The organism is Allorhizobium sp. GW101-3B10, assembly GCF_059424725.1.
Genome location: NZ_JBWKZR010000001.1, coordinates 4,755,201 through 4,777,748, shown reverse-complemented (window position 1 = coordinate 4,777,748; position 22,548 = coordinate 4,755,201). Strand labels below are relative to the sequence as shown.

General features: G+C 64.6%; 17 protein-coding genes. 7 read left to right on the top strand and 10 right to left on the bottom strand.

Annotated features, from left to right (window positions below):
• The first annotated feature begins 50 nt into the window (after positions 1-50).
• From AC07Y0_RS23345 to AC07Y0_RS23315, 7 genes are read left to right on the top strand one after another with little or no spacing between them, the layout of a single operon-like run.
• A complete protein-coding gene (locus tag AC07Y0_RS23345; protein ID WP_498679986.1) occupies positions 51-2,366 on the top strand; it encodes a 4Fe-4S binding protein in 2,316 nt (771 codons plus the stop codon).
• A 24-nt stretch (positions 2,367-2,390) separates the two neighbouring features.
• Positions 2,391-4,310, top strand: a complete 1,920-nt coding sequence (gene nosZ / locus AC07Y0_RS23340; RefSeq protein WP_498679985.1) for a TAT-dependent nitrous-oxide reductase — start codon at positions 2,391-2,393, stop codon at positions 4,308-4,310.
• A complete protein-coding gene (locus tag AC07Y0_RS23335; protein ID WP_498679984.1) occupies positions 4,307-5,683 on the top strand; it encodes a nitrous oxide reductase family maturation protein NosD in 1,377 nt (458 codons plus the stop codon). The genes nosZ and AC07Y0_RS23335 overlap by 4 nt, the downstream gene beginning before the upstream one ends.
• Positions 5,680-6,594 carry an ABC transporter ATP-binding protein gene (locus AC07Y0_RS23330; RefSeq protein ID WP_498679983.1) on the top strand — a complete coding sequence of 305 codons (915 nt, stop codon included), beginning with the start codon at positions 5,680-5,682 and terminating at the stop codon, positions 6,592-6,594. The genes AC07Y0_RS23335 and AC07Y0_RS23330 overlap by 4 nt, the downstream gene beginning before the upstream one ends.
• Complete coding sequence (locus AC07Y0_RS23325) at positions 6,591-7,418, top strand: ABC transporter permease (RefSeq protein ID WP_498679982.1); 828 nt, start codon at positions 6,591-6,593, stop codon at positions 7,416-7,418. Before AC07Y0_RS23330 ends, AC07Y0_RS23325 begins: the two co-directional genes overlap by 4 nt.
• On the top strand, positions 7,415-7,990 hold the full coding sequence (locus tag AC07Y0_RS23320) for a nitrous oxide reductase accessory protein NosL (protein WP_498679981.1): 576 nt from the start codon (positions 7,415-7,417) through the stop codon (positions 7,988-7,990). The genes AC07Y0_RS23325 and AC07Y0_RS23320 overlap by 4 nt, the downstream gene beginning before the upstream one ends.
• Positions 7,983-9,002 carry an FAD:protein FMN transferase gene (locus AC07Y0_RS23315; RefSeq protein ID WP_498679980.1) on the top strand — a complete coding sequence of 340 codons (1,020 nt, stop codon included), beginning with the start codon at positions 7,983-7,985 and terminating at the stop codon, positions 9,000-9,002. The genes AC07Y0_RS23320 and AC07Y0_RS23315 overlap by 8 nt, the downstream gene beginning before the upstream one ends.
• 92 nt (positions 9,003-9,094) lie before the next feature.
• On the opposite strand, the gene AC07Y0_RS23310 is transcribed toward AC07Y0_RS23315, so the two are convergent.
• The 10 genes from AC07Y0_RS23310 to AC07Y0_RS23265 form a co-directional block, all read right to left on the bottom strand.
• The gene (locus AC07Y0_RS23310; RefSeq protein WP_498679979.1) at positions 9,095-10,714 is read right to left on the bottom strand and encodes an FGGY-family carbohydrate kinase; all 1,620 of its coding nucleotides are present in this window, start codon (positions 10,712-10,714) and stop codon (positions 9,095-9,097) included.
• On the bottom strand, positions 10,707-11,435 hold the full coding sequence (locus AC07Y0_RS23305; protein ID WP_498680323.1) for an HAD family hydrolase: 729 nt from the start codon (positions 11,433-11,435) through the stop codon (positions 10,707-10,709). Before AC07Y0_RS23305 ends, AC07Y0_RS23310 begins: the two co-directional genes overlap by 8 nt.
• The gene (locus AC07Y0_RS23300) at positions 11,432-12,913 is read right to left on the bottom strand and encodes a mannitol dehydrogenase family protein (RefSeq protein WP_498679978.1); all 1,482 of its coding nucleotides are present in this window, start codon (positions 12,911-12,913) and stop codon (positions 11,432-11,434) included. Before AC07Y0_RS23300 ends, AC07Y0_RS23305 begins: the two co-directional genes overlap by 4 nt.
• A gap of 46 nt (positions 12,914-12,959) precedes the next feature.
• Positions 12,960-13,736: an L-iditol 2-dehydrogenase gene (locus AC07Y0_RS23295; RefSeq protein WP_498679977.1), complete on the bottom strand. Its 777-nt coding sequence runs from the start codon at positions 13,734-13,736 to the stop codon at positions 12,960-12,962.
• Positions 13,733-14,731, bottom strand: coding sequence for an ABC transporter ATP-binding protein (locus AC07Y0_RS23290; RefSeq protein ID WP_498679976.1), 999 nt, complete (start codon positions 14,729-14,731; stop codon positions 13,733-13,735). The genes AC07Y0_RS23295 and AC07Y0_RS23290 overlap by 4 nt, the downstream gene beginning before the upstream one ends.
• A 12-nt stretch (positions 14,732-14,743) precedes the next feature.
• Entirely contained in the window at positions 14,744-15,568 is an 825-nt protein-coding gene (locus AC07Y0_RS23285) for a carbohydrate ABC transporter permease (RefSeq protein WP_498679975.1), read from the bottom strand.
• Between the two features lie 11 nt (positions 15,569-15,579).
• Complete coding sequence (locus tag AC07Y0_RS23280) at positions 15,580-16,452, bottom strand: carbohydrate ABC transporter permease (protein WP_498679974.1); 873 nt, start codon at positions 16,450-16,452, stop codon at positions 15,580-15,582.
• Between the two features lie 209 nt (positions 16,453-16,661).
• Positions 16,662-17,975 carry an ABC transporter substrate-binding protein gene (locus tag AC07Y0_RS23275; RefSeq protein ID WP_498679973.1) on the bottom strand — a complete coding sequence of 438 codons (1,314 nt, stop codon included), beginning with the start codon at positions 17,973-17,975 and terminating at the stop codon, positions 16,662-16,664.
• Between the two features lie 151 nt (positions 17,976-18,126).
• Positions 18,127-19,080, bottom strand: a complete 954-nt coding sequence (locus AC07Y0_RS23270) for a sugar-binding transcriptional regulator (protein ID WP_498679972.1) — start codon at positions 19,078-19,080, stop codon at positions 18,127-18,129.
• Between the two features lie 184 nt (positions 19,081-19,264).
• Positions 19,265-22,465 carry an efflux RND transporter permease subunit gene (locus AC07Y0_RS23265; protein ID WP_498679971.1) on the bottom strand — a complete coding sequence of 1,067 codons (3,201 nt, stop codon included), beginning with the start codon at positions 22,463-22,465 and terminating at the stop codon, positions 19,265-19,267.
• Between the last annotated feature and the right edge of the window lie 83 nt (positions 22,466-22,548).

Sequence of the window (22,548 nt, the reverse complement as noted above, 5' to 3'; positions counted from 1 at the left end):
CATAAACACCGCGTTACGCCACGAGCAGATCCCATAAAAAGACGAGGCCGATGATAGAGAGCGCGACACTTCAGCACCGCATCCGTTCGCTTCTGACCCGGTTTGCGGTCCTGCTGGTCGCCATCATGGCGGTCTTCGCCTTCGCATCTCCCGGCCATACGGCCGGCCAGCTCGGCGCCTATCTGGAAAAGGTCGAGCCCGGCGAGCTTTTCGACGGAGCCGACCGATTCGGCGACCTGAGCGGCGATCCGGCGATCGCGCCGGTCATGCGCGGCGACGAACTGCTTGGCTATGCCTATCTCAATTCCGACTTCTCCAGCGCCATCGGCTATTCGGGCAAGCCGATCCATATCGTCGTCGGCATCGATCCAAAGGGCGTGATCCGCGGCTTCAAGCTGGTCGACCACAAGGAGCCGATCGTCCTGATCGGCATTCCGGAGGAAAAGGTCGTCGCCTCCATGAATGCCCTGATCGACAAGGACATGGGCCGCGTCGCCTCGGGCGCCGAGCGCCCACCGCAGGTCGACATCGTCAGCGGCGCAACTGTCACCGTGCTGGTCATGGGCGACAGCGTATCGCGTGCCGCCGTCCAGCTCATTCGCAGCAATCGCCTCGGCGTGGACCTGGCGACCGGCGTGGCGGCCGCGACCGAAATTCGCAAGCTCGACCTGTCGAAGACCGAAACCGCCAACTGGCAGACGCTGCTCGGCGACGGCTCGGTGCGCAGCCTGCGCATGACCGTGGGCGAGGTCTCCGACGCCTTCCGCCAGGCGGGACAGACGATCTCGGCCGACAAGCCGGAGACGAAGACGCCACAGGACCGCTTCATCGACCTCTATCTCGCGCCCGTCAGCGTTCCAACGATCGGCCGGTCCCTGCTCGGCGACGCCGCCTACGACCGTCTGGTCCACAAGCTGAAGCCCGGGCAGTCGGCCATTCTCGTCGCCGGCGAAGGCGCCTATTCGTTCAAGGGCTCGGGCTATGTGCGCGGCGGCATCTTCGACCGGATCGAGCTGCTGCAGAGCGGCCAGGGCGTGCGCTTCCGCGACCGGGACCATACCCGCATTCCCGCCCTTGCCGCCGACGGCGCGCCGCGCCTGCGCGAAATCGCGCTGTTCGTGGTGCCGTCCGAATTCGCCTTCGACGTCACCCAGCCCTTCGAATTGCAGATGCTGGTGCAGCGCAGCGCCGAGGGGCGCAACAAGGCGGTCCTGCCCTACAACCTGTCCTACATCCTGCCCGACAAATATGTGACCGTCGAGAAGCTCCCAGCACCGGCGGCGCCCCAGGCCACGGCCGTTCCGGCGCCAGGTGCCGATCAGGCGCCGGCTCCCGGCGGCGACAGGCTGACGGACCAGCAGATCGCCGACGGCCAGCCGCTCTGGATGCGCATCTGGGACATGAACCGCATCAACATCGGCATCACCATTGCAGCGCTCCTCGTGCTGACCGGTATCTTCTTCTTCCAGGACTGGCTGGTGAAGCGTCCAAGGCTGTTTGCCTGGGTTCGCCGCGGCTATCTCCTGTTCACGCTCGTCTGGCTCGGCTGGTACGCCAATGCCCAGTTGTCGGTGGTCAACGTGCTGACCTTCGCCAACTCGCTGATGACCGGCTTCAACTGGGAGTTCTTCCTGTCGGCGCCGCTGATCTTCATTCTCTGGGCCTCGGTCGCTGCGGGACTGCTGTTCTGGGGCCGCGGACCGTTCTGCGGCTGGCTCTGCCCCTTCGGCGCACTCCAGGAACTGACCAACAATGTCGCGCAATGGCTGAAGGTGCCGCAGATCCGCCTGCCCTGGGGCCTGCACGAACGCCTTTGGCCGATCAAGTACATCATCTTCCTCGCCCTGTTCGGTCTGTCGCTCTATTCGCTGGCGCTCGCCGAGATGTTCTCGGAGGTCGAGCCGTTCAAGACCGCGATCGTGCTGAAATTCGCCCGCGAATGGCCCTTCGTCATCTTCGCGCTCACCATGCTGTCGGCCGGCCTGTTCATCGAGCGCTTCTACTGCCGTTATCTCTGCCCGCTCGGCGCCGCACTCGCCATCCCCGGCCGCATCCGCATGTTCGAATGGCTGAAGCGCTATCCCGAATGCGGTTCGCCCTGCCAGCGTTGCGCCAAGGAATGTCCCGTCCAGTCGATTCATCCGGAGGGGCAGATCAACGTCAACGAGTGCATCTACTGCATGCACTGCCAGGAACTCTACCACGACGACCACCGCTGTCCGCACATGATCCAGGTGCGACTGAAGCGGGAGAAGTTCTCGGCCCTTTCGACGTCGACGTCCCGGGGCGAGGCCCCGGCCAAGGTCGCCGTCACCCATAATGGCGCACCCATCGGCAAGGCCGGCGGCGCCGAACAGACTGCGTGATCAACCAGCCAAGGAGAGGCAATCATGTCAAACGAAGAGAACCAGATGCGCTTGAACCGGCGCCAGATGCTGGGTTCCACGGCTTTCGTGGCGGCAGCAGGTGCGGCGACCGTCGGGGGAGCGATCAGCCTTACCGGCGGCTCAGCCACGCCGGCGGCGGCTCAAGGCTCGGATGAGCACAGCTATGAAGTCAAACCCGGCGAACTGGATGAATATTATACCTTCTTCTCCAGCGGTCAGTCAGGCGAAGTCCGCATCGTCGGCCTGCCGTCGATGCGCGAACTCATGCGCATTCCGGTGTTCAACCGCTGCAGCGCCACCGGCTGGGGCCAGACCAACGAGAGCCGCAAGATCCTGATGGATGGCATGTTGCCGGAAGACCGTGAATTCATGGCGGATCGCGGCGGCATCTTCCAGAACGGCGACCTTCACCACCCGCATCTCTCCTTCACCGACGGCACCTATGACGGCCGCTATCTCTATGCCAACGACAAGGCCAATACGCGCGTCTGCCGCATTCGCCTCGACGTGATGAAGTGCGACAAGATCATCCAGCTGCCGAACCAGCACACGGTCCACGGCCTGCGCGTGCAGAAATATCCGAAGACCGGCTATGTCTTCGCCAATGGCGAAGACCGCGTGCCGATCCCGAACGACGGCAAAATCCTCGACGACCACAAGCAGTATCACGCCATCTTCACCGCGGTGGACGGCGAGACGATGAAGGTCGCCTGGCAGGTCATGATCGACGGCAATCTCGACAATGTCGACGCCGACTACCAGGGCAAATACGCCTTCGCGACCTGCTATAATTCGGAAGAAGGCGTCAATCTCGCCGAGATGATGGGCAACGAGCAGGACTGGATCGTCGTCTTCAACCTGAAGCGGATCGAAGAGGCCGTGGCCAAGGGCGACTTCAAGGAGATGGGCGGCGTTCCGGTCATCGACGGCCGCCATGGCTCGCCCTACACGCGCTACATCCCGGTCTCCAACAGCCCGCACGGCATCAACACAGCGCCGGACGGCATCCACGTCGTCGCCAACGGCAAGCTGTCGCCGACCGTCACGGTGTTCGACGTGCGCAAGTTCGACGACCTGTTCGACGACAAGATCAAGCCGCGCGACTGCGTCGTGGCCGAGCCGGAACTCGGTCTCGGGCCGTTGCACACGGCCTATGACGGCAAGGGCAATGCCTATACCACGCTGTTCATCGACAGCCAGGTGTGCAAGTGGAACATCGAGGACGCCAGAAAGGCCTATGCCGGCGAGAAGGTCGATCCGATCCGCCAGAAGCTCGACGTGCACTACCAGCCGGGCCATAACCATACCTCCATGGGCCAGACCAAGGAAGCCGATGGCAAGTGGCTGGTCTCGCTCAACAAGTTCTCCAAGGACCGCTACCTGAACGTCGGCCCGCTGAAGCCGGAGAACGACCAGCTGATCGACATTTCCGGCGACGAGATGGTCATCGTCCACGACGGTCCGTCCTTCGCCGAACCGCATGACGCCACCATCGTGCACGCCTCGAAGATCAACCCGGTGCATGTCTGGGATCGCAACGACCCGTTCTTCGCCGATGCGGTCGCCCAGGCCAAGATCGACAGCGTCGACCTGATGGCCGACAGCACGGTCATCCGCGACGGCGACAAGGTGCGCGTCTACATGACCTCGGTCGCTCCGGCCTTCGGACTGGAAAGCTTCCAGGTCAAGCAGGGCGACGAGGTCACCGTCTACGTCACCAATATCGACGAGGTGGAAGACCTGACCCACGGCTTCGCCATCATCAACTACGGCATCAACATGGAGGTCGGACCGCAGGCCACCGCCTCGGTCACCTTCAAGGCCAACAAGCCGGGTGTCTGGTGGTATTATTGCTCGTGGTTCTGCCATGCCATGCACATGGAGATGAAGGGCCGCATGTTCGTCGAACCGAAGGCGGCATGATGATTGCTCGTCTCCTGACGACACGATTTGGAATGGCGGCCACCCTGGCCGCCCTTCCAGCCATGGCCTGGGCGGCGGACCTCGCGGTCTCGCCGAACGGTCCCGCATTGCAGGAAATCATCGCCGGGGCGGCCGCCGGCGACGTGCTCACCCTCGAGCCGGGCGTCTTTGCCGGACCGATCACCATCGACAAGCCTCTGGTCATCGCGGGCAGGCCGGGCGCGGCGATTGCCGGCAATGGCAAGGGCAGCGTGGTGACGATCGAGGCCGCGGGCGTAACCGTGCGTGGGCTTTCCGTCAGCGGCTCGGGCCGCGATCTCACCACCCGGGATTCCGGCATTTATGCCGGCCAGGCCGCGACCGGCGCAATCATCGAGGACAACAGCGTCACGGACAATCTCTTCGGCATCTACCTCTACGGCGCGGTGGACTCCATTGCGCGCAACAACCGCATCACCGGCCTCCAGAGCGGACGCATGAGCGAGGCAGGCAGCGGCGTGACCATCTGGAATGCGCCCGGCGCCAAGGTGCTCGGCAACGAGATCCGCTTCGGCCGCGACGGGATCGCCACCATGGCCAGCAAGCGCAACGTCTTCAGTCACAACCGGTTCAGCGACCTGCGCTTTGCCATCCACTACATGTATACCGATGACAGCGAAGTGAGCGACAACGTCTCCACCCGCAACTCCGTCGGCTATGCGATCATGTATTCCAGCCGGCTCAAGATCATTGGGAATCTCTCCGACGGGGACCGTGACCACGGCCTGTTGCTCAACACCGCCAAGAGTTCCGAGGTGCGCGACAACACGGTCATCGGCCGGATGCAGCCGGTCGACCGCTGGCTTTCCGCCGGAACGCAATCCGGCGAGCACGGCTTGCCGAAGACGACGGACGATGCCGTCGTCGCCGCGAACGGCGAACGCCTCGGCCCGGAAAAATGCGTCTTCATCTACAATGCCAACAAGAACCGCTTCCTCGGCAACCTGTTCGAGAACTGCGCGATCGGCATCCATTTCACCGCGGGCTCGGAAGGCAATACGATGACGGGCAACGCCTTCATCAACAACCGCAACCAGGTCAAATATGTCGGCACGCGCTATCTCGACTGGTCGAACGAGGGCCGCGGCAACTACTGGAGCGACAATCCGGCCTTCGATCTCGACGGCGACGGCATCGCCGACAATCCCTATCGGCCGAACGACCTGATCGACCAGGTGCTGTGGACCTCGCCGCAGGCGAAGATCCTGATGTCGAGTCCCGCGGTCCAGGTGATCCGCTGGGCCCAGGCCCAGTTTCCGGCGCTCCTGCCCGGCGGCGTGGTCGACAGCCATCCCCTGATGGCGCCTATGGCAGCGAAGAAGGCGATCCAATGACGGCGACGGTAACCACCGCCGGCGTGTCCAAACGCTATGGCCCAGTTCAGGCGGTGAAGGACGTGACCTTCACCTTGAACGCCGGCGAAACGATCGCGCTCGTCGGCCACAACGGTGCCGGCAAGACGACGCTGATCAAGCTCATGCTCGGCCTGATCCGCCCGACGACTGGAACCGTCAGCGTGCTCGGCGAGGATCCGGCCCGCGGCGATTTCCATGTTCGCCAGCGGCTCGGCTATCTGCCCGAAAGCGTCTCCTTCCACATGGCGCTGACCGGACGCGAGACGCTCGCCTTCTATGCCCGGCTGAAGCGGGTGGAACTCTCCTCCGCCGACGCCCTGTTCGAGCGCGTGGGCCTGGCCCAGGAAGCGGCCGACCGGCCGGTACGCACCTATTCCAAGGGCATGCGCCAGCGTCTCGGTCTCGCCCAGGCGCTGCTCGGCGAGCCGCGCGTGCTCTTGCTGGACGAGCCGACCAGCGGTCTCGACCCGGCGCTGCGCCGCAATTTCTACGATCTGATCACCGACCTTCGCGCCGGCGGCGCCACCGTGCTTCTGTCCTCGCACGCGCTGACCGAACTCGAGGATCGGGCGGATCGCGTCATCATCGTCAATCGCGGCGTCAAGATCGCCGACGGCACGCTCGACGAGTTGCGCCACATCGCCCGGCTGCCGACGCGCATCGGCGTCAGGCTCGCCGCCGGGGATGCCTCGCCCGGCTGGACCCGGGGAGCCACCGACTGGAAACGGACGGCAGGCGGAATTTTCGAGACCGACGTGGCACCCGAAGATAAGATCGCCCTGCTCCATGACATGACGGCGGACCCGTCCCTTCTCGCAGCGCTGACGGTCGCCGAACCGACGCTCGACGAGCTTTATGCGCATTTTCTTGAAGGGCAGTCACCGGCATGACGAACATCCTCATCATCGCCCGTAAGGAGATCCAGGAGGGCCTGCGCAACCGCTGGGTTCTGGCGACGACCCTGCTGCTTGCGGCGCTGGCGCTCACCCTGTCCTTCCTCGGAAGCGCGCCTACCGGCAATGTCGGCGTCAATCGCCTCGACGTGGTGATCGTCAGCCTGTCGAGCCTCACCATCTTCCTCGTGCCGCTGATCGCGCTCCTCCTGTCGCACGATGCGATCGTCGGCGAGTCCGAGCGCGGCACCATGGTCCTGCTGCTGAGCTATCCGATCGGCCGCAGCGAGGTGATCTTCGGCAAGTTCCTCGGCCATCTCGCCATCCTCGCTTTCGCCACGGCGATCGGCTATGGCGCGGCGGCGGCCGCCCTGACGGTGACCGGCGCTGATATCGCGATCGACAGCTGGCGCGCCTTCCTGTCCATGATCGGCTCCTCCGTCCTGCTCGGCGCCGTATTCCTCGCCGTCGGCTACCTCACCAGCACGTTGGTCAGCGAGCGCAGCACGGCGGGCGGAATCGCCATCGGCATCTGGCTGTTCTTCGTGCTGATCTACGACATGGCGCTGCTCGGGGGACTGGTCGCCGCCAAGGGCCAGGCCGTGCCCGCCTTGTTGCTCGACCTTCTTCTGCTCGCCAACCCGACGGACGCCTACCGGCTGCTCAATCTCGGATCGGGCAATGCCGGCGCGCTGTCGGGCATGGGAGGCATCGCCGCCCATACGGGCCTCACCGCACCTGCGCTGATCGCAGCACTGACACTCTGGACGATCGTGCCTCTCGGCTGTGCGACCGTCATCTTTTCGAGGAGGGAAGTATGAGACTTTCCATCGCCATGGGCGCGCTTGCCGCCTCGCTCCTGCTTTCTGCCTGCAGCGGCGGAGACGAAGCCGCCATGCCGCCGCCCTTCGCGCTGACCGAAGAGGCCATGGGCCGCTACTGCGGCATGAATGTGCTGGAACATGCCGGCCCCAAGGGCCAGATCATCCTGCAGCAGATCCCCGAGGCCATCTGGTTCTCCTCCGCGCGCGACACCCTCGCCTTCACCATGCTGCCGGAAGAGCCGCGCGACATCGCGGCGATCTACGTGTCCGACATGAGCAAGGCGCCGAGCTGGGACGAGCCGGGAGCGGAAAACTGGATTGATGCGAAGAAAGCATTCTTCGTCATTGGCAGCGCCCAGCGCGGCGGCATGGGCACCGAGGAAGCCGTTCCCTTCTCCGTGGAAGCGGACGCGAAATCCTTCGCCGAAAAGCATGGCGGCCGCTTGGTCAGGTTCGACGACATGCCGAAGGACTATATCCTAGGCTTCGGCAGTGACGCGCCGACGGACGGTTCCGCATTCGATCCAGAAGGTACCAGCGAGAACGCAGAGGGACACGATCATGGCTGACACCTTCACGCGCCGCCGGGCGATCTGCATCATGGCCGCGGCCGCCGGGCTGCCGCTCATGGCTTCTGCCGGCCCGGCCTTAGCCGCAACGGATCCTGTCGTCTGGAAGGGCCAGGCGCTGGGAGCCCCCGCGACACTGATCCTCAATCATCCCGACAGGACGAGAGCCGAGGCCCTCGTCCGCCGCGCCGTGGCAGAGGTCGAACGGCTGGAATCGATTCTCAGCCTCTATCGCGACACATCGGCGCTGTGTGAGCTGAACCGTATGGGCGCGCTCGCCATGCCGCCGCAGGATCTGGTTCAGGTGCTTGAGGCCAGCCGGACCGTTTTCGAAATGACCGGAGGCGCCTTCGACCCCAGCGTGCAGCCGCTCTTTGCCGTCTATGCCCGCCATTTCGCCAGGCCTGACGCCGCAGCCTCCGGACCATCCGCCGCCGATATGGAGCGAGCAAAGGCGCTTGTCGATTTCGGCGCCGTGCGCTTCAACCCCGACCGCATCGCCTTTGCCCGGCGCGGCATGGCGCTGACACTGAACGGCATCGCCCAGGGCTATGTCACCGACCGGGTGGTCGCGCTGCTGCGAGAAGAAGGCATCGACAGCAGCCTCGTCGACATGGGCGAGGGCCGCGCGATCGGTGCACAGCCAGACGGTTCGCCCTGGCGCATCGGCATTGCCGAAACCCAGGCCGATCGGGCGGGCGAGACGGTGATCCCGCTGATCGACCGCGCGATCGCCACCTCCGCCTTCTCCGGCTTCCGCTTCGATCCCGCCGGCCGTTTCAGCCACATCCTCGATCCCCGTCAGGGCAGCGTGCCGCCGCGCTACCGGCGCCTCACCGTCATTGCCCCCGACGCGACCACCGCCGACGGCTATTCGACGGCCTTCAGCCTGATCAACCTCGAGCACATGCGCTCCATCCTCGACCGCCAGCCGGAGGTCGCCGTCGATCTGGTGACGTCCGCCGGCGAGCATCTGCGTCTCGGCCGAACCATCGACACCATGGCATTGTGAAGGTCTCTGCCCCCGGCGGAAATGACGGATCGAGAAAGCGCGCGAGCTGACCCGCAAGTGAAGCCGCTATCCGCATGATCCGGCGGTCGTCCTCACTCGGCCTCGTGAAGCCCCAGACTGTCACCGTCCTGAAGAAGTGCAAGCTCGGCCCGATGGCGCATCATCGTCATCAGCGCCGCATAGTCCCGTTCGTAGAAATTCCGCCGCGCGGGATTGGGCGCGGTGGAGCGCATGCGGATCGTCATGGCGGAACCCGCCGCCGCCATGTCGGCAAAGAGGCCGGCAGTGACCGCCGCATGCTGGGCGGTCCCCAGCAGCACGGCGTCCTGATCGACCGGCGTCAGCACGGTGCAGCCGATGGCATCGGCATAGAGCTGCGGGATGAGCGGGTGGTTCGAAAAGCCGCCGGCTATCGCCAGCGTGGCGACGCGGCCCGGCTCGCCCGGCATATGGGCGATGATGTGGCGAATGCCGCAGGCGAGCGCCACGCAGGTGCGCCAATAGAGGCGGCACAGGCTCTCGAAACTGCGATCGAGCGTCATGCCCGTCAGGCTGCCGGTGAGACCGGGATCGGTCGTCGGCGATCGAGTGCCGTGAAAATCGGGAAGCACATGAATCGGCAGGCCGTAACCCGGGCCCTCCGCCGCGATGCGTTCGGCGACATGGTCGAGGATCTGCGCATGCCGTGCCCGGCTGGGATCTCCGCCGGCGGGATGGGTCTGCAGGATGTGGTCGAGCAGCGCGCCGGATGCCGACTGACCGGCCTCCGTCAGCCACAAGCCCGCGATCGCCACGTCGCGAAAGGCGCCCCAGCATCCCTCGGCCTGCACGCTTTGCCGCGTCAGCTGCACCACGCAGCTCGACGTTCCGGCGATCAGCGCCAGATGCGTTTCCAGCCGGTCTTCGGAGAGTACGTCCGGAAGGCTGAAGAGGGCGATCGTGCCGGCATAGGCGTCGACCAGGCCCGGAGCGACGCAGCAGCCGATGGTCAGCCCCAGCTGATCGGCCGCCTCCACCGACAGATTACCCACCACCTCGGTGGCTACCAGAGTGCTCTCCGGCAGGGCCGCGCGCTCGACCACGTCCTCGACCCCGACCAGCGCGTAGAAATCGCCAGGCGCCTCGCCCGGCGCCTGTGGCCCAAAGCCCCATTTGGAGGCGAGCGGCGAGTGCCCGCGTTTGGTCGAGCCCGTGGCCCGCCATGTGAGATAGTCGGACAGGTCGAACATGAAGCCGGCCCGTTCCCAGGTGTCCGGCATCTCCTCCTTCAGCCACAGGAGCTTCGGTACCTGCATTTCGGCGGACAGGCGGCCGCCATAGCGATCGAGCAGCGGATCGCCGGTGGCATTGCAGCGCTCCGCCTGTTCCACCGCCCGGTGGTCCATCCACAAAAGCGTGTCCAGATTGGCGCGGCCGGTGGTCGAAATCGACAGCGGCTTGCCCTGACGATCACGCACGACCAGCGAGCAGGTCGCATCGAAGCCGATGGCGCGCACCGCGTCGGGCGCGATACCGGCCTTGTCCACGACCGAACGGACCGTGCGGCAGACGGCCGCCCAGATCTCCTCGCTGTCCTGTTCGAGGTGTCTTTCGCGCGGCTGGGCGAGCGAGATCGGTGCAACGTCACGGGCGATCTGCACGCCACTGAGGTCAAACAGGCCGGCCCGGGCACTGCCCGTCCCAACGTCCACCGCGATGATGTAGTCATGCATCAGGATTGTCTCTCGGTCTCCCGGCCGGGAGGACAAGGTGAAGCAAATCGGCCATGGCGTCAAACTGGGTTTCCGGTTTCAGCCTCTCCAGTTCGGCCCGGTAGTCGGCAAGGCCGGTATGCGATCCGCCGGTATAGGCAAGCACCCGCATCTGCGCCGCGCGCGCCGCCATGATGCCGGCGGGACTGTCTTCGATCACGACGCATTCGCGGGGAGGCCGTCCCATACGCTGGGCGGCATGGAGGAACAGGTCGGGTGCCGGCTTGCCCCGCTCGACCATGGTCGCCGAGAAGATCGGCGGATCGAATCGCGGGCGGATGCCCGTGACCGTCAGCGAAAGCTCGATCCGCTCCGGCTGCGAGGAGGAGGCGACGCACCAGGCGATACCCTCCGCCTCGAGCGCCTCCAGCGCCGCGATGATGCCGGCCGTCGGCCGCAGCTCGGCCCGGAACCGCGCATAGAGCTTCTGCCGCATCGCGCTCAGGAAGGCATCGTCGATCGCAAGGCCGTATTCCTCTTCGGCCGTCTTGACCATCGAAGCGAGGCTGCGTCCGAGGAAGAGGGCGGACGCCCTTTCCAGCCCGATGGAAATCCCCGAATCGCCCAGCATCTCCATGAGAACCGCCAGCGAGATCGGCTCGCTGTCGACCAGAACCCCGTCGCAGTCGAAGATGATCAGCGGCTTGGCCGCGCCCGGGGTGGTTTCATCGAGGCCGTTCAGCGCAATTGTCCTTCCAGATACCGCTTCAGCGTCTCCGCCGTGCCGACGCTGCGCAGCGAATTCAGCGCGGTGGCGAAGCGTTGCCGGAACAGCGGATCCGTGCCGACACTGCCGAAGATGTCCGATAGTTCCAGAAATGCAAGGGGCTCCTGCTTCGAACGGAGCGCGGTCGCGTGCAGGCGCTCGGCATTGGGGTCGTTGAAGGTGATCGCCTTGCCGCTGTCCGACTGGCCTTCGAAATAGCGGCACCAGAGCGCCGAGACCAGCGCCAGGCCGACGACGTCCAGCCCCCTCGCCAGCCGGTCGGCGGTGGATGGCAGGATGAATTTCGGCTGGCGGTTGGAACCGTCCTGCGCAAGACGCGGAATGGTGTCGCCGATCTTGGGATTGGAGAAACGCCGGTCGATCAGCTGGAAATAGTCGTTCAGGTCGGTGTTCGGCACCGGCGGCACGATCGGGATGATCTCGTCCCGCTCCAGCTTTTCCAGGAAGGCCTTCACCAGCGGGTTCTCCATCGCCTCATGGACGAAATGAATGTCCATCAGCGCCGCGGGATAGGCGATCGCCGCATGGCCGCCATTGAGGATGCGCAGCTTCATCAGCTCATAGGGCGCGACATCGGCGACGAAGGTGACGCCGACCTCTTCCAGCGCGGGTCGGCCGAGCGGAAACTTGTCTTCCATGACCCATTGCTTGAACTCCTCGCAGAATACAGGCCAGTTGTCCTCGATCGCGTAGGTGTCGCGGGTGATGGAAATCTCGCGCTCGCCGGTCGCCGGCGTGATGCGGTCGACCATGGAGTTGGGGAAGGCGACGTTCTCGTGGATCCAGTGGGCGAAATCCGGATCGGAGAGTTTTGCCAGCCCGGTGACGGTCGCCTCGGTCACTTCGCCATTGCCCGGAATGTTGTCGCAACACATCATCGTGAACGGCGGCAGGCCGGCGGCACGGCGCGCCTTGAGGCCGGCGATGATCAGGCCGAACACGCTCTTCGGGTGCGCGGGGTCGGCCGCATCGGCGACCATGGCCGGATGCTTCGGATCGAAGGCGCCGGTGGCCGGATCGATGAAATAGCCCCCTTCGGTGATCGTCATCGAGACGATGCGGATCGCTGGGTCCGCGAGCGCGGCTATGATCTTGTCGTAGTCGGGCGCGGTCAGGATGTCGATCATCGGACCGGTCACGGTCGCCGCACTGCGATTGTTGTCCTGCTCCACGACGGTGGTCAGATAGTCCTGCGCCGCGAGCTTTTCCTTCATCAACCGATCCGAGGGCATGACGCCGGCCCCGACGATGGCGAAGTCCAGATCCCGGCCGAGATTGAACAGCTCGTGCAGGTAGATCGCCTGGTGGGCGCGGTGGAAGTTGCCGACCCCGAAATGCAGGATGCCCGGCGTAAGCTGGTCGCGGCGATAGGCCGGCACCGCCGCCGTGGCGGCGATTTCGGGAAGGCTGGCCAGGGAAAGCTTGCAGGTCATGTCATTGTCCTCGATCGGTAAAGCCGGATGGTCGCGTGCGCGACCGTCAGCTCATCCAGTTGCCGCCATCGACATTGTAGGTCTGGGCGACGATGTACTCGGCCTCCGGGGTGGCGAGGAAGATCGCCATTCCCGTCAGGTCCTGGGCGGTTCCCATCCGCCCGAACGGCACGGCCGCACCGACCTGCCGCTTCTTCTCGCCGGGTGGCAGGTTCTCGTAGCGGGCAAACAGCGCATCGACGCCGTCCCAGTGCTCGCCGTCCACCACGCCGGGGGCGATGGCATTGACGTTGATGCCGTGCTTGATGAGGTCGAGGCCGGCGGACTGGGTGAGCGAGATGATCGCCGCCTTGGTGGCGCAGTAGACGGCGACAAGCGCCTCGCCGCGCCGCCCGGCCTGGCTTGCCATGTTGATGATCTTGCCGCCGCGGCCGGCCGCGATCATCGATCGGGCGACCGCCTGCAGCATGAACAGCGACCCGGCGACATTGATGGCAAACAGCCGGTCGTAGCTTGCCCGGGTGATCTCGACGATCGGTGCGAGATCGAAAAGGGCGGCATTGTTGACCAGGATGTCGATCCCGCCCGCCGTCTGCTCGACGGTCTTTACCGCCGTGTCGATCGAGGCCTGGTCGGTGACGTCGAGCCGGACGGCATAGGCGGCGGGACCGATCGCGGTCGCCGTCTCGCTCGCACGGTCAAAGTCGATGTCGGCAATGGCGACCCTTGCCCCTTCGCGCACATAGGCTTCGGCGAAGGCACGGCCAATCCCGCGCGCCGATCCGGTGATGATCGCGGACTTTCCCTCCAGCCTGCCGGTCATTGCGCCAGGCCTTTGTCGTTGAAGCGATGCAGGCGGGCGATGTCGGGCGTGATGTAGACGATGTCGCCGTGGCGGACCGGCATTTCTCCGCTGGCACGCGCCGTGACGTGACCGACGCCGTCGACATCGACATGCAGGAAGGTGTCGGAACCCAGATGCTCGGCGACCGTTACCTTGCCCTTCCAGGCACCCTCGGTGCTGGAAAGCGTGACATGCTCCGGACGAATGCCGATCGTGTGGGCTCCATGCTGCTGCGCCACGCCGCCGCCCAGAAGATTCATTTTGGGCGAACCGATGAAGCCGGCGACGAACAGATTGGCCGGGTTGCGATAGAGTTCGAGCGGGGAGCCCACCTGCTCGATGCGGCCCTTGTTGAGGACGACGATCTTGTCGGCCATGGTCATGGCCTCAACCTGGTCATGGGTGACGTAGATCGAAGTCGCGCCGAGCTTCTGGTGCAGTTCGGAAATCTCCAGGCGCATGTTGACGCGCAGCGACGCATCGAGGTTTGACAGCGGCTCGTCGAACAGGAAGCATTCGGGCGAACGCACGATGGCGCGGCCGATGGCGACGCGCTGGCGCTGGCCGCCGGAGAGGTTGCGCGGCTTGCGGTCGAGATAGTCGGTGAGGTTGAGGATCTTCGCCGCCTCTTCGACCTTGCGGCTGATCTCCGCCGGATCGACCTTGGCCATCTTCAGGGGGAAGCCGATGTTCGACCGCACGCTCATATGCGGATAGAGCGCATAGGACTGGAACACCATGGCAAGGCCGCGCTGCGACGGCGCCTTGTCGGTGGCGTCGACGCCGTCGATCAGGATGCGGCCGCCGGACACATCCTCGAGGCCGGCGATCAGCCGCAGAAGCGTGGACTTGCCGCAGCCGGAGGGCCCGACGAAGACGGCGAATTCGCCATTGTTGATCTCGAGGTCGATCGAGGGAATGACGGAGACCTCGCCAAAGGTCTTGCAGACGTTTTCGAGCTTGATGCTGCCCATGGTCGTTGTTCCTTACTTGACGGCGCCGAAGGTCAGGCCGCGGACCAATTGCTTTTGGCTGAACCAGCCGAGGATGACGATCGGTGCGATCGCCAGCGTCGAAGCGGCCGAGAGCTTCGCCCAGAAAAGCCCCTGCGGACTGGAGAAGGAGGCGATGAACGCGGTCAGGGGCGCCGCATTCGTCGTGGTCAACCGGATGGTCCAGAACGACTCGTTCCAGGCGAGGATGACGTTGAGGAGCATGGTCGAGGCGATGCCGGGAACCGCCATCGGGGTCAGCACGTAGACGATTTCGTTGAGCAGCGAAGCTCCGTCCATGCGCGCCGCTTCGAGGATCTCACCCGGGATTTCGCGGAAATAGGTGTAGAGCATCCACACCACGATCGGCAGATTGATCAGCATCAGCATGACGGTCAGGCCGATGCGGCTGTCGAGCAGGCCGAAGTCGCGGAACAAGAGGTAGATCGGCACCAGCACGGCGACCGCCGGCATCATCTTGGTGGAGAGCATCCACATCAGGATGTCCTTGGTGCGCTTGGTCGGCGAGAACGCCATGGCCCATGCCGCCGGGATGGCGATGATCAGGGCGAGCAGGGTCGAACCGACCGAAATCACCACCGAGTTCATGAACGGCTTGAAATAGTCCCTCTGGGTCTGGACCGTGACGTAGTTCTCGAGCGTGAAGGAGGGGATCAGGTCGAAGCCCTGGATCGCCTCGGTCTCGGTCTTGATGCTGGTGAGGATCGTGTAGAGGATCGGGAAGAAGATCACCAGGGCGACCGTCCAGGCAAGGACGGTCAGGGCGATCCTGCGGCGGGTGGTGACTGCGCGTGCCATGATCGTTCTCCTCAGCGGTCCAGGTTCTTGCCGACCGCGCGCATCAGGAAGAAGGCGACGATATTGGCAAGGATGACCGCGATGATGCCGCCTGCCGATGCGCCGCCCACGTCATAGCCGAGCAGCGCGGTGCGATAGATCAGGAAGGCAAGGTTGGTGGAGGCGTAGCCGGGGCCGCCATTGGTGGTGACGAGGATTTCCGCATAGACGCCGAGCAGGAAGATGGTCTGGATCAGGATCACGACCGTGATCGCCCGGGCGAGGTGCGGCAGGACGAGATAGATGAACTGGTTGATGAAGTTCGCCCCGTCCATCTCGGCGGCTTCCTTCTGCTCGCCGTCGAGCGACTGCAGCGCGGTCAGCAGGATCAGCGTGGCGAACGGCAGCCATTGCCAGGCGACGATGATAATGATCGACAGCAGTGGATATTGGGCGAACCAGTCGACCGGCTGCAATCCCAATGCCCGGTTGATGTCGGCGAGCACGCCGTAGCCCGGATGCATGATCATGTTCTTCCACACCAGCGCGGCGACCGGCGGCATCACGAAGAAGGGCGAGATGATCATGATGCGGACCAGACCCTGGCCGAAGATCGGCTGGTCGAGCAGAAGCGCGATGGCGATACCGCCGACGATGGTGATCAGCAGCACGCCGCCGACAATGGTCAGCGTGTTGAAGATCGACTGGAAGAAGGCCGGGTCCGTGTAGAAGAAGCGGTAGTTGAACAAGCCGCCGAAACTGACATTGGCCGGGTTCAGCAGATTGTAGTTCTGGAACGAGAACCACAGGGTCATTGCCAGCGGCACGATCATCCAGATCAGCAGCAAACCGACGGAAGGTGCCATCATGATGCGGGCAAGCGTCTGGGTGTTTTGCGTAGCCATGGTCCAATCCCATCCTTGAAGCCGCGTGCTCTGCGACGCGTGCGGCATGGCTCTTCATTGCGGCCGATCGGCCGTCCGCTTGCCGGTTTCGGCAGACGGCCATGCGGCGAAAGCCACAGGCCTTGCCGCCGAATGCCGACTTCGAGCGGAATGCCGACTTGGGGCGCCGCCCGAACCTCGGTCCGGGCGGCGCATGCGCGGGAGGGAGCTTACTTGATGTAGCCGGCGCGGGTCATTTCGCGTTCGGCGGCCTGCTGGGCCTGAGCGAGGGCGTCGTCGACCGTCATCTGGCCGGCAAGCGCTGCCGAGAAGAGCTGGCCGACCGTGGTGCCGAGGCCCTGGAATTCAGGGATCGCCACGAACTGCACGCCGACATAGGGAACCGGCTTGACGGACGGGTTCTTCGGATCGGCGGCATTGATCGAGTCCAGCGTCATCTTCGCGAACGGGGCTGCCTTCTGGTATTCCGGGTTTTCATAGAGCGAGGTGCGCGTGCCCGGGGGGACGTTGGCCCAGCCCTCCTTGGAAGCGACGAGGTTCGCGTATTCCTTGCCGGTTGCCCAGGCGATGAACTTCTCGGCCGCTTCGGCCTTCTGCGAGCCCGCCGGGACGGCGAGGTTCCAGGCCCAGAGCCAGTTGCCGCGCTTGCCGAGGCCGGTGTCGGGAGCGAGCGCGAAACCGACCTTGTCGGCGACCGTCGAGTCCTTCGGGTTGGTGACGAAGGAGGCCGCCACCGTGGCGTCGATCCACATGCCGCACTTGCCCTGCTGGAACAGCGCCAGGTTCTCGTTGAAGCCGTTGGACGACGCGCCCTGCGGGCCGGCATCATTCATCAGCTTCACATACATGTCGAGCGTGTTCTTCCATTCCGGCTGGTCGAACTGCGGCTTCCAGTTCTCGTCGAACCAGCGGGCGCCAAAGGCATTGGACGTGGCCGTCAGGAAGGCCATGTTCTCGCCCCAGCCCGCCTTGCCGCGCAGGCAGATGCCGTTGATGCCGGTCGCACGGTCGGTCATCTTGCGGGCCGCTTCATTGATGAATTCCCAGGTCGGCGCGTCGGGCATGGTGAGCCCGGCCTTTTCGATCAGGTCCTTGCGGTACATGACCATCGAGCTTTCGCCGTAGAACGGCGCGGCATAGAGCTTGCCGTCGTCGCCGGTGAGGCCCGAACGGATCGCGGGCAGCAGGTCGTCGACGTCGTAGTCGGCTCCGAGATTGTCGAGCGGCAGAAGCCAGCCCTGCTTGGCCCAGATCGGAACTTCATAGGTGCCGATCGTCATCACGTCATACTGGCCGCCCTTGGTGGCGATGTCCGTCGTGACGCGTTCGCGCAGAACGTTCTCCTCGAGCGTGACCCACTCGACCTGGATGTCCGGGTTCTTGGCGGTGAACTCCGAGGTCAGACCCTGCATGCGGATCATGTCGCCGTTGTTGACGGTCGCGATCGTCAGGGTTTCGGCCGAGGCGATGCCCGTGAGCGCGAGTGCCGAGCATGCGCCCAGCAGAAGTGTCTTCAAATTCATGTCTTCCTCCCAGAAAGAATGAGCATTTGCTTGGCTCATGGGCAATTACTCACATGCGCGCGCCGAAAGTCAATGCAGAATCCATGCTGCATTGCCGAAGAGCCGGGTCACGCCGTTGAATTGAAATGGAAAAATCTTGGTGAGAATTTGCTCAGCGGGCGAGCAGATGACGGGCCGCGTCTTCGTCGGTGATGAGGCCGTTGATATGTCCGCCCATCGCGGCGGCCCGGATGGCCTGCAGCTTGCGCCTTCCCCGCGCCACGCCGATCACCACCGCAGTCTCCCGCGACGGGATGGCGATACTGGCGACGCGCTCGTTGACCGGATGGTCGAGAAGCCTGCCGTCCTCGCCGAAGATCCAGCCGCAGATCTCGCCGGCGGCCCCGGCGGCCAGCAGCTCATCCATTTCGTCCTGCCGCAGGAAGCCGTCCACCAGCAGCGGCGCCCGGGCGCCCATTTCGCCGATACCGACGAAGGTGATGTTCGATCGCCGGCCGAGCTCTATTGTCGGCGCCACCAGCGGCTGGCGGTGTAGCAGGTCCCGCTCTTCGCGGGACGAGACGATGACGGGCAGAGGCATGGGAAAATGCGGCGCCTTCACCGCATCGGCCATCGAATAGATGACGTTGAAATAGGCGGCCGAACCGTCCGGGCTGATATTGCCGGTGAGCGATACGATCTTGTGCTGCGGGCACTCCATCGGCGGCAGCTGGTCGACCATGGCGCGTAGGGTTCGCCCGGTGCCCATGCCGATGACGAGCGGGTCCGGCTGCTTCAGCCAGCGCTCGAGCTCGGCGGCACCTGCCTCGGCCACGCCGACAGTGGCCGAATCGGAGCCAGGATCAGTCGGCACCACCTCGACCCGCTTCAGCCCGTACTTCGCCTTGACCGCCTCGGCAAGCTCCATGCAGACCGCGATCGGATGGTCCAGGCGAACCTTGATCAGCTTTTCGGCGACCGCGAGCGAAACGAGGCGCTGGGCGCTCTGGCGGGAAATGCCCATGGCGGCGGCGATCTCGTCCTGGGTCCGCCCGGCGACGTAGTAGAGCCAGCCGGCCCGTGCCGCATCGTCAAGCCTGGTGTGCGTTTCGCCTCGCCGTGTCATGTCGCATTGCCCTCTCGTCAGGCAGTGCTGCCAAGTTTTCCCCTCTGTGTCAAACATGGCGCCCCGATCCACCGGCCGCACCACTCGTTGCGACGGCAACGGCACCGCGCGTCAAGTCATATGCCGGTGAAACGGCAAAAGGAGGCCCGTCGCCGGGCCTCCTTTTGCGTCGTCGTCAAGCATCCTACTCCGCCGCGATGCGACGGCTCTCCGCTGCCTCTGCGGCCACCACGTCCTGATTGTGATGCACCAGCGCACGATTGCCGGTAATCCGACGCAGGAGCACGTAGAAGACCGGCGTCATGAAGATGCCGAAGAAGGTGACGCCGATCATGCCGGAAAACACCGCCAGCCCCATCGCCGCGCGCATTTCCGCACCGGCACCGGTCGAAATCACCAAAGGCACGACACCCATGATGAAGGCCATGGACGTCATCAGGATCGGCCGCAGGCGAAGCCGGCTCGCCTCGATCGCGGCCTGGACCGGCGTTCGACCCTCGAACTCCAGTTCCCGGGCGAATTCGACGATCAGGATCGCGTTTTTCGCCGACAGCCCCACGAGCACCATGAGGCCGATCTGGGTGAAGATGTTGTTGTCCCCGCCCGTGTACCAGACCCCCGCCAGCGCTGCGAGCACGCCCATCGGCACGATCATGATGATCGCGATCGGCAAGGTCAGGCTCTCGTATTGGGCGGCCAGCACGAGATAGACGAGCAGCAGGGCGAGCGGAAAGACGACGATGCTCGAATTGCCGGCCAGGATCTGCTGGTAGGTCAGGTCCGTCCATTCGAACGTGATGCCGTTCGGCAGCGTTTCGTCTGCGATGCGCTCGACCGCCGCCTGCGCCTGCCCAGACGAGAAGCCCGGCGCCGGACCACCATTGATGTCGGCAGCGAGGAAGCCGTTATAGCGCGTGGTGCGCTCCGGCCCCGTGGTGCTGTCGACCTTCAGCAGGGCCGAAAGCGGGATCATCTGCCCGCTGCGCGAACGAACCTGCAACTGACCGATATCCTCGGGCCTCGCCCGGAAGGCGGCATCGGCCTGCACGCGGACACTGTAGGTTCGGCCGAAGGCATTGAAGTCGTTCACGTAGAGCGAGCCGAGATAGATCTGCAGCGTTTCGAACACGTCCGTCACCGACACGCCGAGCTGTTCCGCCTTCGAGCGGTCGAGGTCGGCATAGAGCTGCGGCACGTTGATCTGGAAGCTGGAGAACAGGCCCGCAAGCTCCGGCGTCTGGTACGCCTTGCCGAGGAACGCCTTGGTCGCCTCGTCCAGCGCCTGATAGCCGAGACCGGCACGGTCCTCGATCTGCAGCTTGAAACCGCCCGTGGAGCCGAGGCCGTTGACCGGCGGCGGCGGGAACATGGCGATGAAGGCGTCCTGGATACCGGCGAACTTCTGGTTCAGCTGCATGGCGATGGCACCGCCGGACAGCTCGGGCGTCGTGCGCTCGGCGAAATCGTCGAGAACCGCAAAGACGATGCCCGAATTGGAGCCGATGGTGAAACCGTTGATCGACAGACCGGGGAAGGCGATGGCATGAGCCACGCCCGGCTGTTCCAGCGCGATGTCGCTCATGCGCTTGATCACCTCTTCCGTCCGATCGAGCGTCGCACCGTCCGGCAATTGCGCAAAGCCGATGAGATACTGCTTGTCCTGCGCCGGGACGAAGCCGCCCGGAACAGCATTGAAGACGGTATAGGTGGCGCCGATCAGCGCGAGATAGACGACCATGACCAGCGACTTGCGCGACAGGAGACCGCCGACGCTGCGGCCGTAGCCGTTCGATGCGGCGCCGAAGGCCCGGTTGAAACCGCGGAAGAACCAGCCGAAGACGCGATCCATGGCCCGAGTCAGCCAGTCCTTGGGCGCATGGTGATCCTTCAGCAGAAGGGCTGCCAAAGCCGGGGACAGGGTGAGCGAGTTGACGGCCGAGATCACGGTCGAGATGGCGATCGTCAGCGCAAACTGGCGATAGAACTGGCCGGAAAGCCCGCTGATGAAGGCCAGCGGGACGAAGACGGCGACCAGCACCAGTGCGATGGCGATGATCGGCCCGGAGACTTCCCGCATCGCGCGATAGGTCGCCTCTCGCGGCGTCAGCCCGTTCTCGATATTACGCTCGACGTTTTCCACGACGACGATCGCGTCGTCCACCACGATGCCGATGGCGAGCACCAGCCCGAACAGCGTCAGCGCATTGATCGAGAAGCCGAAGGCATACATCACGGCAAAGGTGCCGATGATCGAAACCGGCACGGCGATCAGCGGGATGATCGACGCGCGCCAGGTTTGCAGGAAGAGGATGACGACGAGAACGACGAGGGCAACCGCCTCCAGAAGCGTGTCGACGACCTTCTCGATCGACGCGCGCACGAATTCGGTGGTGTCGTAGACGATCTCGTATTTCACGCCGTCGGGCATGGCGAGCTGGAGCTGGTCCATGGTGGCGCGCACGTTGTCGGCGATCTCGATGGCGTTCGAACCGGGCGCCTGCAGCACGGCAATCGCCACCGCCGGCTGGCCGTCGAGCAGCGAACGCAGCGTATAGTCGGCCGCGCCCATCTCGATGCGGGCGACGTCCTTGAGGCGCGTGATCTCGCCCTCATTGCCCGTCTTGACGATGATCTCGCCGAATTCCTCCGGCGTGCTGAGACGTCCCTGGGCGTTGACGTTGAGCTGAAGTTCGACGCCGCTCGGGCTCGGCGATGCGCCGATGATGCCGGCCGCGGCCTGCACGTTCTGCTGGCGGATAGCATTGGTGATGTCGCTGGCGGCCAGAGCGTGTTCGGCCGCCTTCTGCGGATCGATCCAGATGCGCATGGCGTAGTCGCCGGCACCGAAGACCTGAACCTGGCCGGCGCCCTCGATGCGGGCGAGACGGTCCTTGATGTTCAGCGTCGCGTAGTTGCGCAGATAGGTCACGTCGTAGCGGTCGGTGGTCGAGACCAGGTTCACCACCATGATGAAGTCCGGCGAGCTCTTGACGGTGGTGACCCCGAGCGCGCGAACCTCCGCCGGCAGGCGCGGTTCGGCCTGCGAGACACGGTTCTGGACGAGCTGCTGGGCCTTGTCCGGATCGGTTCCGAGCTTGAAGGTGACGGTCAGCGTCAGCACGCCGTCGGACGTTGCCTGGCTGTTCATATACAGCATGTCGTCGACGCCGTTGATCTGCTCCTCGAGCGGGGTTGCCACCGTCTCGGAGATGACCACGGGGTTGGCGCCGGGATAGACCGCGCGCACCACGATGGACGGCGGCACGACCTCCGGATATTCCGAAATCGGCAGCGACCGCATGCCGATCAGGCCTGCGACGACGATCAGGATCGACAGGACGGCAGCGAACACCGGCCGGTCGACGAAGAAGCGGGAAATACTCATTTCGAAGCCCTCTCCAGGGTGAAATCTTGACAATGCAACCCGGGCCGGTGGACCGAGGTCCGCCAGCGGATCAGATGCAATGC

What these genes read in the sequence shown, in the direction of transcription:
- AC07Y0_RS23280 (WP_498679974.1), bottom strand. Translation starts at nt 16,452, where the DNA reads ATGGCTACGCAAAACACCCAGACGCTTGCCCGCATCATGATGGCACCT.
- AC07Y0_RS23290 (WP_498679976.1), bottom strand. Translation starts at nt 14,731, where the DNA reads ATGGGCAGCATCAAGCTCGAAAACGTCTGCAAGACCTTTGGCGAGGTC.
- AC07Y0_RS23315 (WP_498679980.1), top strand. Translation starts at nt 7,983, where the DNA reads ATGGCTGACACCTTCACGCGCCGCCGGGCGATCTGCATCATGGCCGCG.
- AC07Y0_RS23345 (WP_498679986.1), top strand. Translation starts at nt 51, where the DNA reads ATGATAGAGAGCGCGACACTTCAGCACCGCATCCGTTCGCTTCTGACC.
- AC07Y0_RS23295 (WP_498679977.1), bottom strand. Translation starts at nt 13,736, where the DNA reads ATGACCGGCAGGCTGGAGGGAAAGTCCGCGATCATCACCGGATCGGCG.
- AC07Y0_RS23325 (WP_498679982.1), top strand. Translation starts at nt 6,591, where the DNA reads ATGACGAACATCCTCATCATCGCCCGTAAGGAGATCCAGGAGGGCCTG.
- AC07Y0_RS23320 (WP_498679981.1), top strand. Translation starts at nt 7,415, where the DNA reads ATGAGACTTTCCATCGCCATGGGCGCGCTTGCCGCCTCGCTCCTGCTT.
- AC07Y0_RS23285 (WP_498679975.1), bottom strand. Translation starts at nt 15,568, where the DNA reads ATGGCACGCGCAGTCACCACCCGCCGCAGGATCGCCCTGACCGTCCTT.
- AC07Y0_RS23310 (WP_498679979.1), bottom strand. Translation starts at nt 10,714, where the DNA reads ATGCATGACTACATCATCGCGGTGGACGTTGGGACGGGCAGTGCCCGG.
- AC07Y0_RS23265 (WP_498679971.1), bottom strand. Translation starts at nt 22,465, where the DNA reads ATGAGTATTTCCCGCTTCTTCGTCGACCGGCCGGTGTTCGCTGCCGTC.
- AC07Y0_RS23335 (WP_498679984.1), top strand. Translation starts at nt 4,307, where the DNA reads ATGATGATTGCTCGTCTCCTGACGACACGATTTGGAATGGCGGCCACC.
- AC07Y0_RS23300 (WP_498679978.1), bottom strand. Translation starts at nt 12,913, where the DNA reads ATGACCTGCAAGCTTTCCCTGGCCAGCCTTCCCGAAATCGCCGCCACG.
- nosZ (WP_498679985.1), top strand. Translation starts at nt 2,391, where the DNA reads ATGTCAAACGAAGAGAACCAGATGCGCTTGAACCGGCGCCAGATGCTG.
- AC07Y0_RS23270 (WP_498679972.1), bottom strand. Translation starts at nt 19,080, where the DNA reads ATGACACGGCGAGGCGAAACGCACACCAGGCTTGACGATGCGGCACGG.
- AC07Y0_RS23330 (WP_498679983.1), top strand. Translation starts at nt 5,680, where the DNA reads ATGACGGCGACGGTAACCACCGCCGGCGTGTCCAAACGCTATGGCCCA.
- AC07Y0_RS23275 (WP_498679973.1), bottom strand. Translation starts at nt 17,975, where the DNA reads ATGAATTTGAAGACACTTCTGCTGGGCGCATGCTCGGCACTCGCGCTC.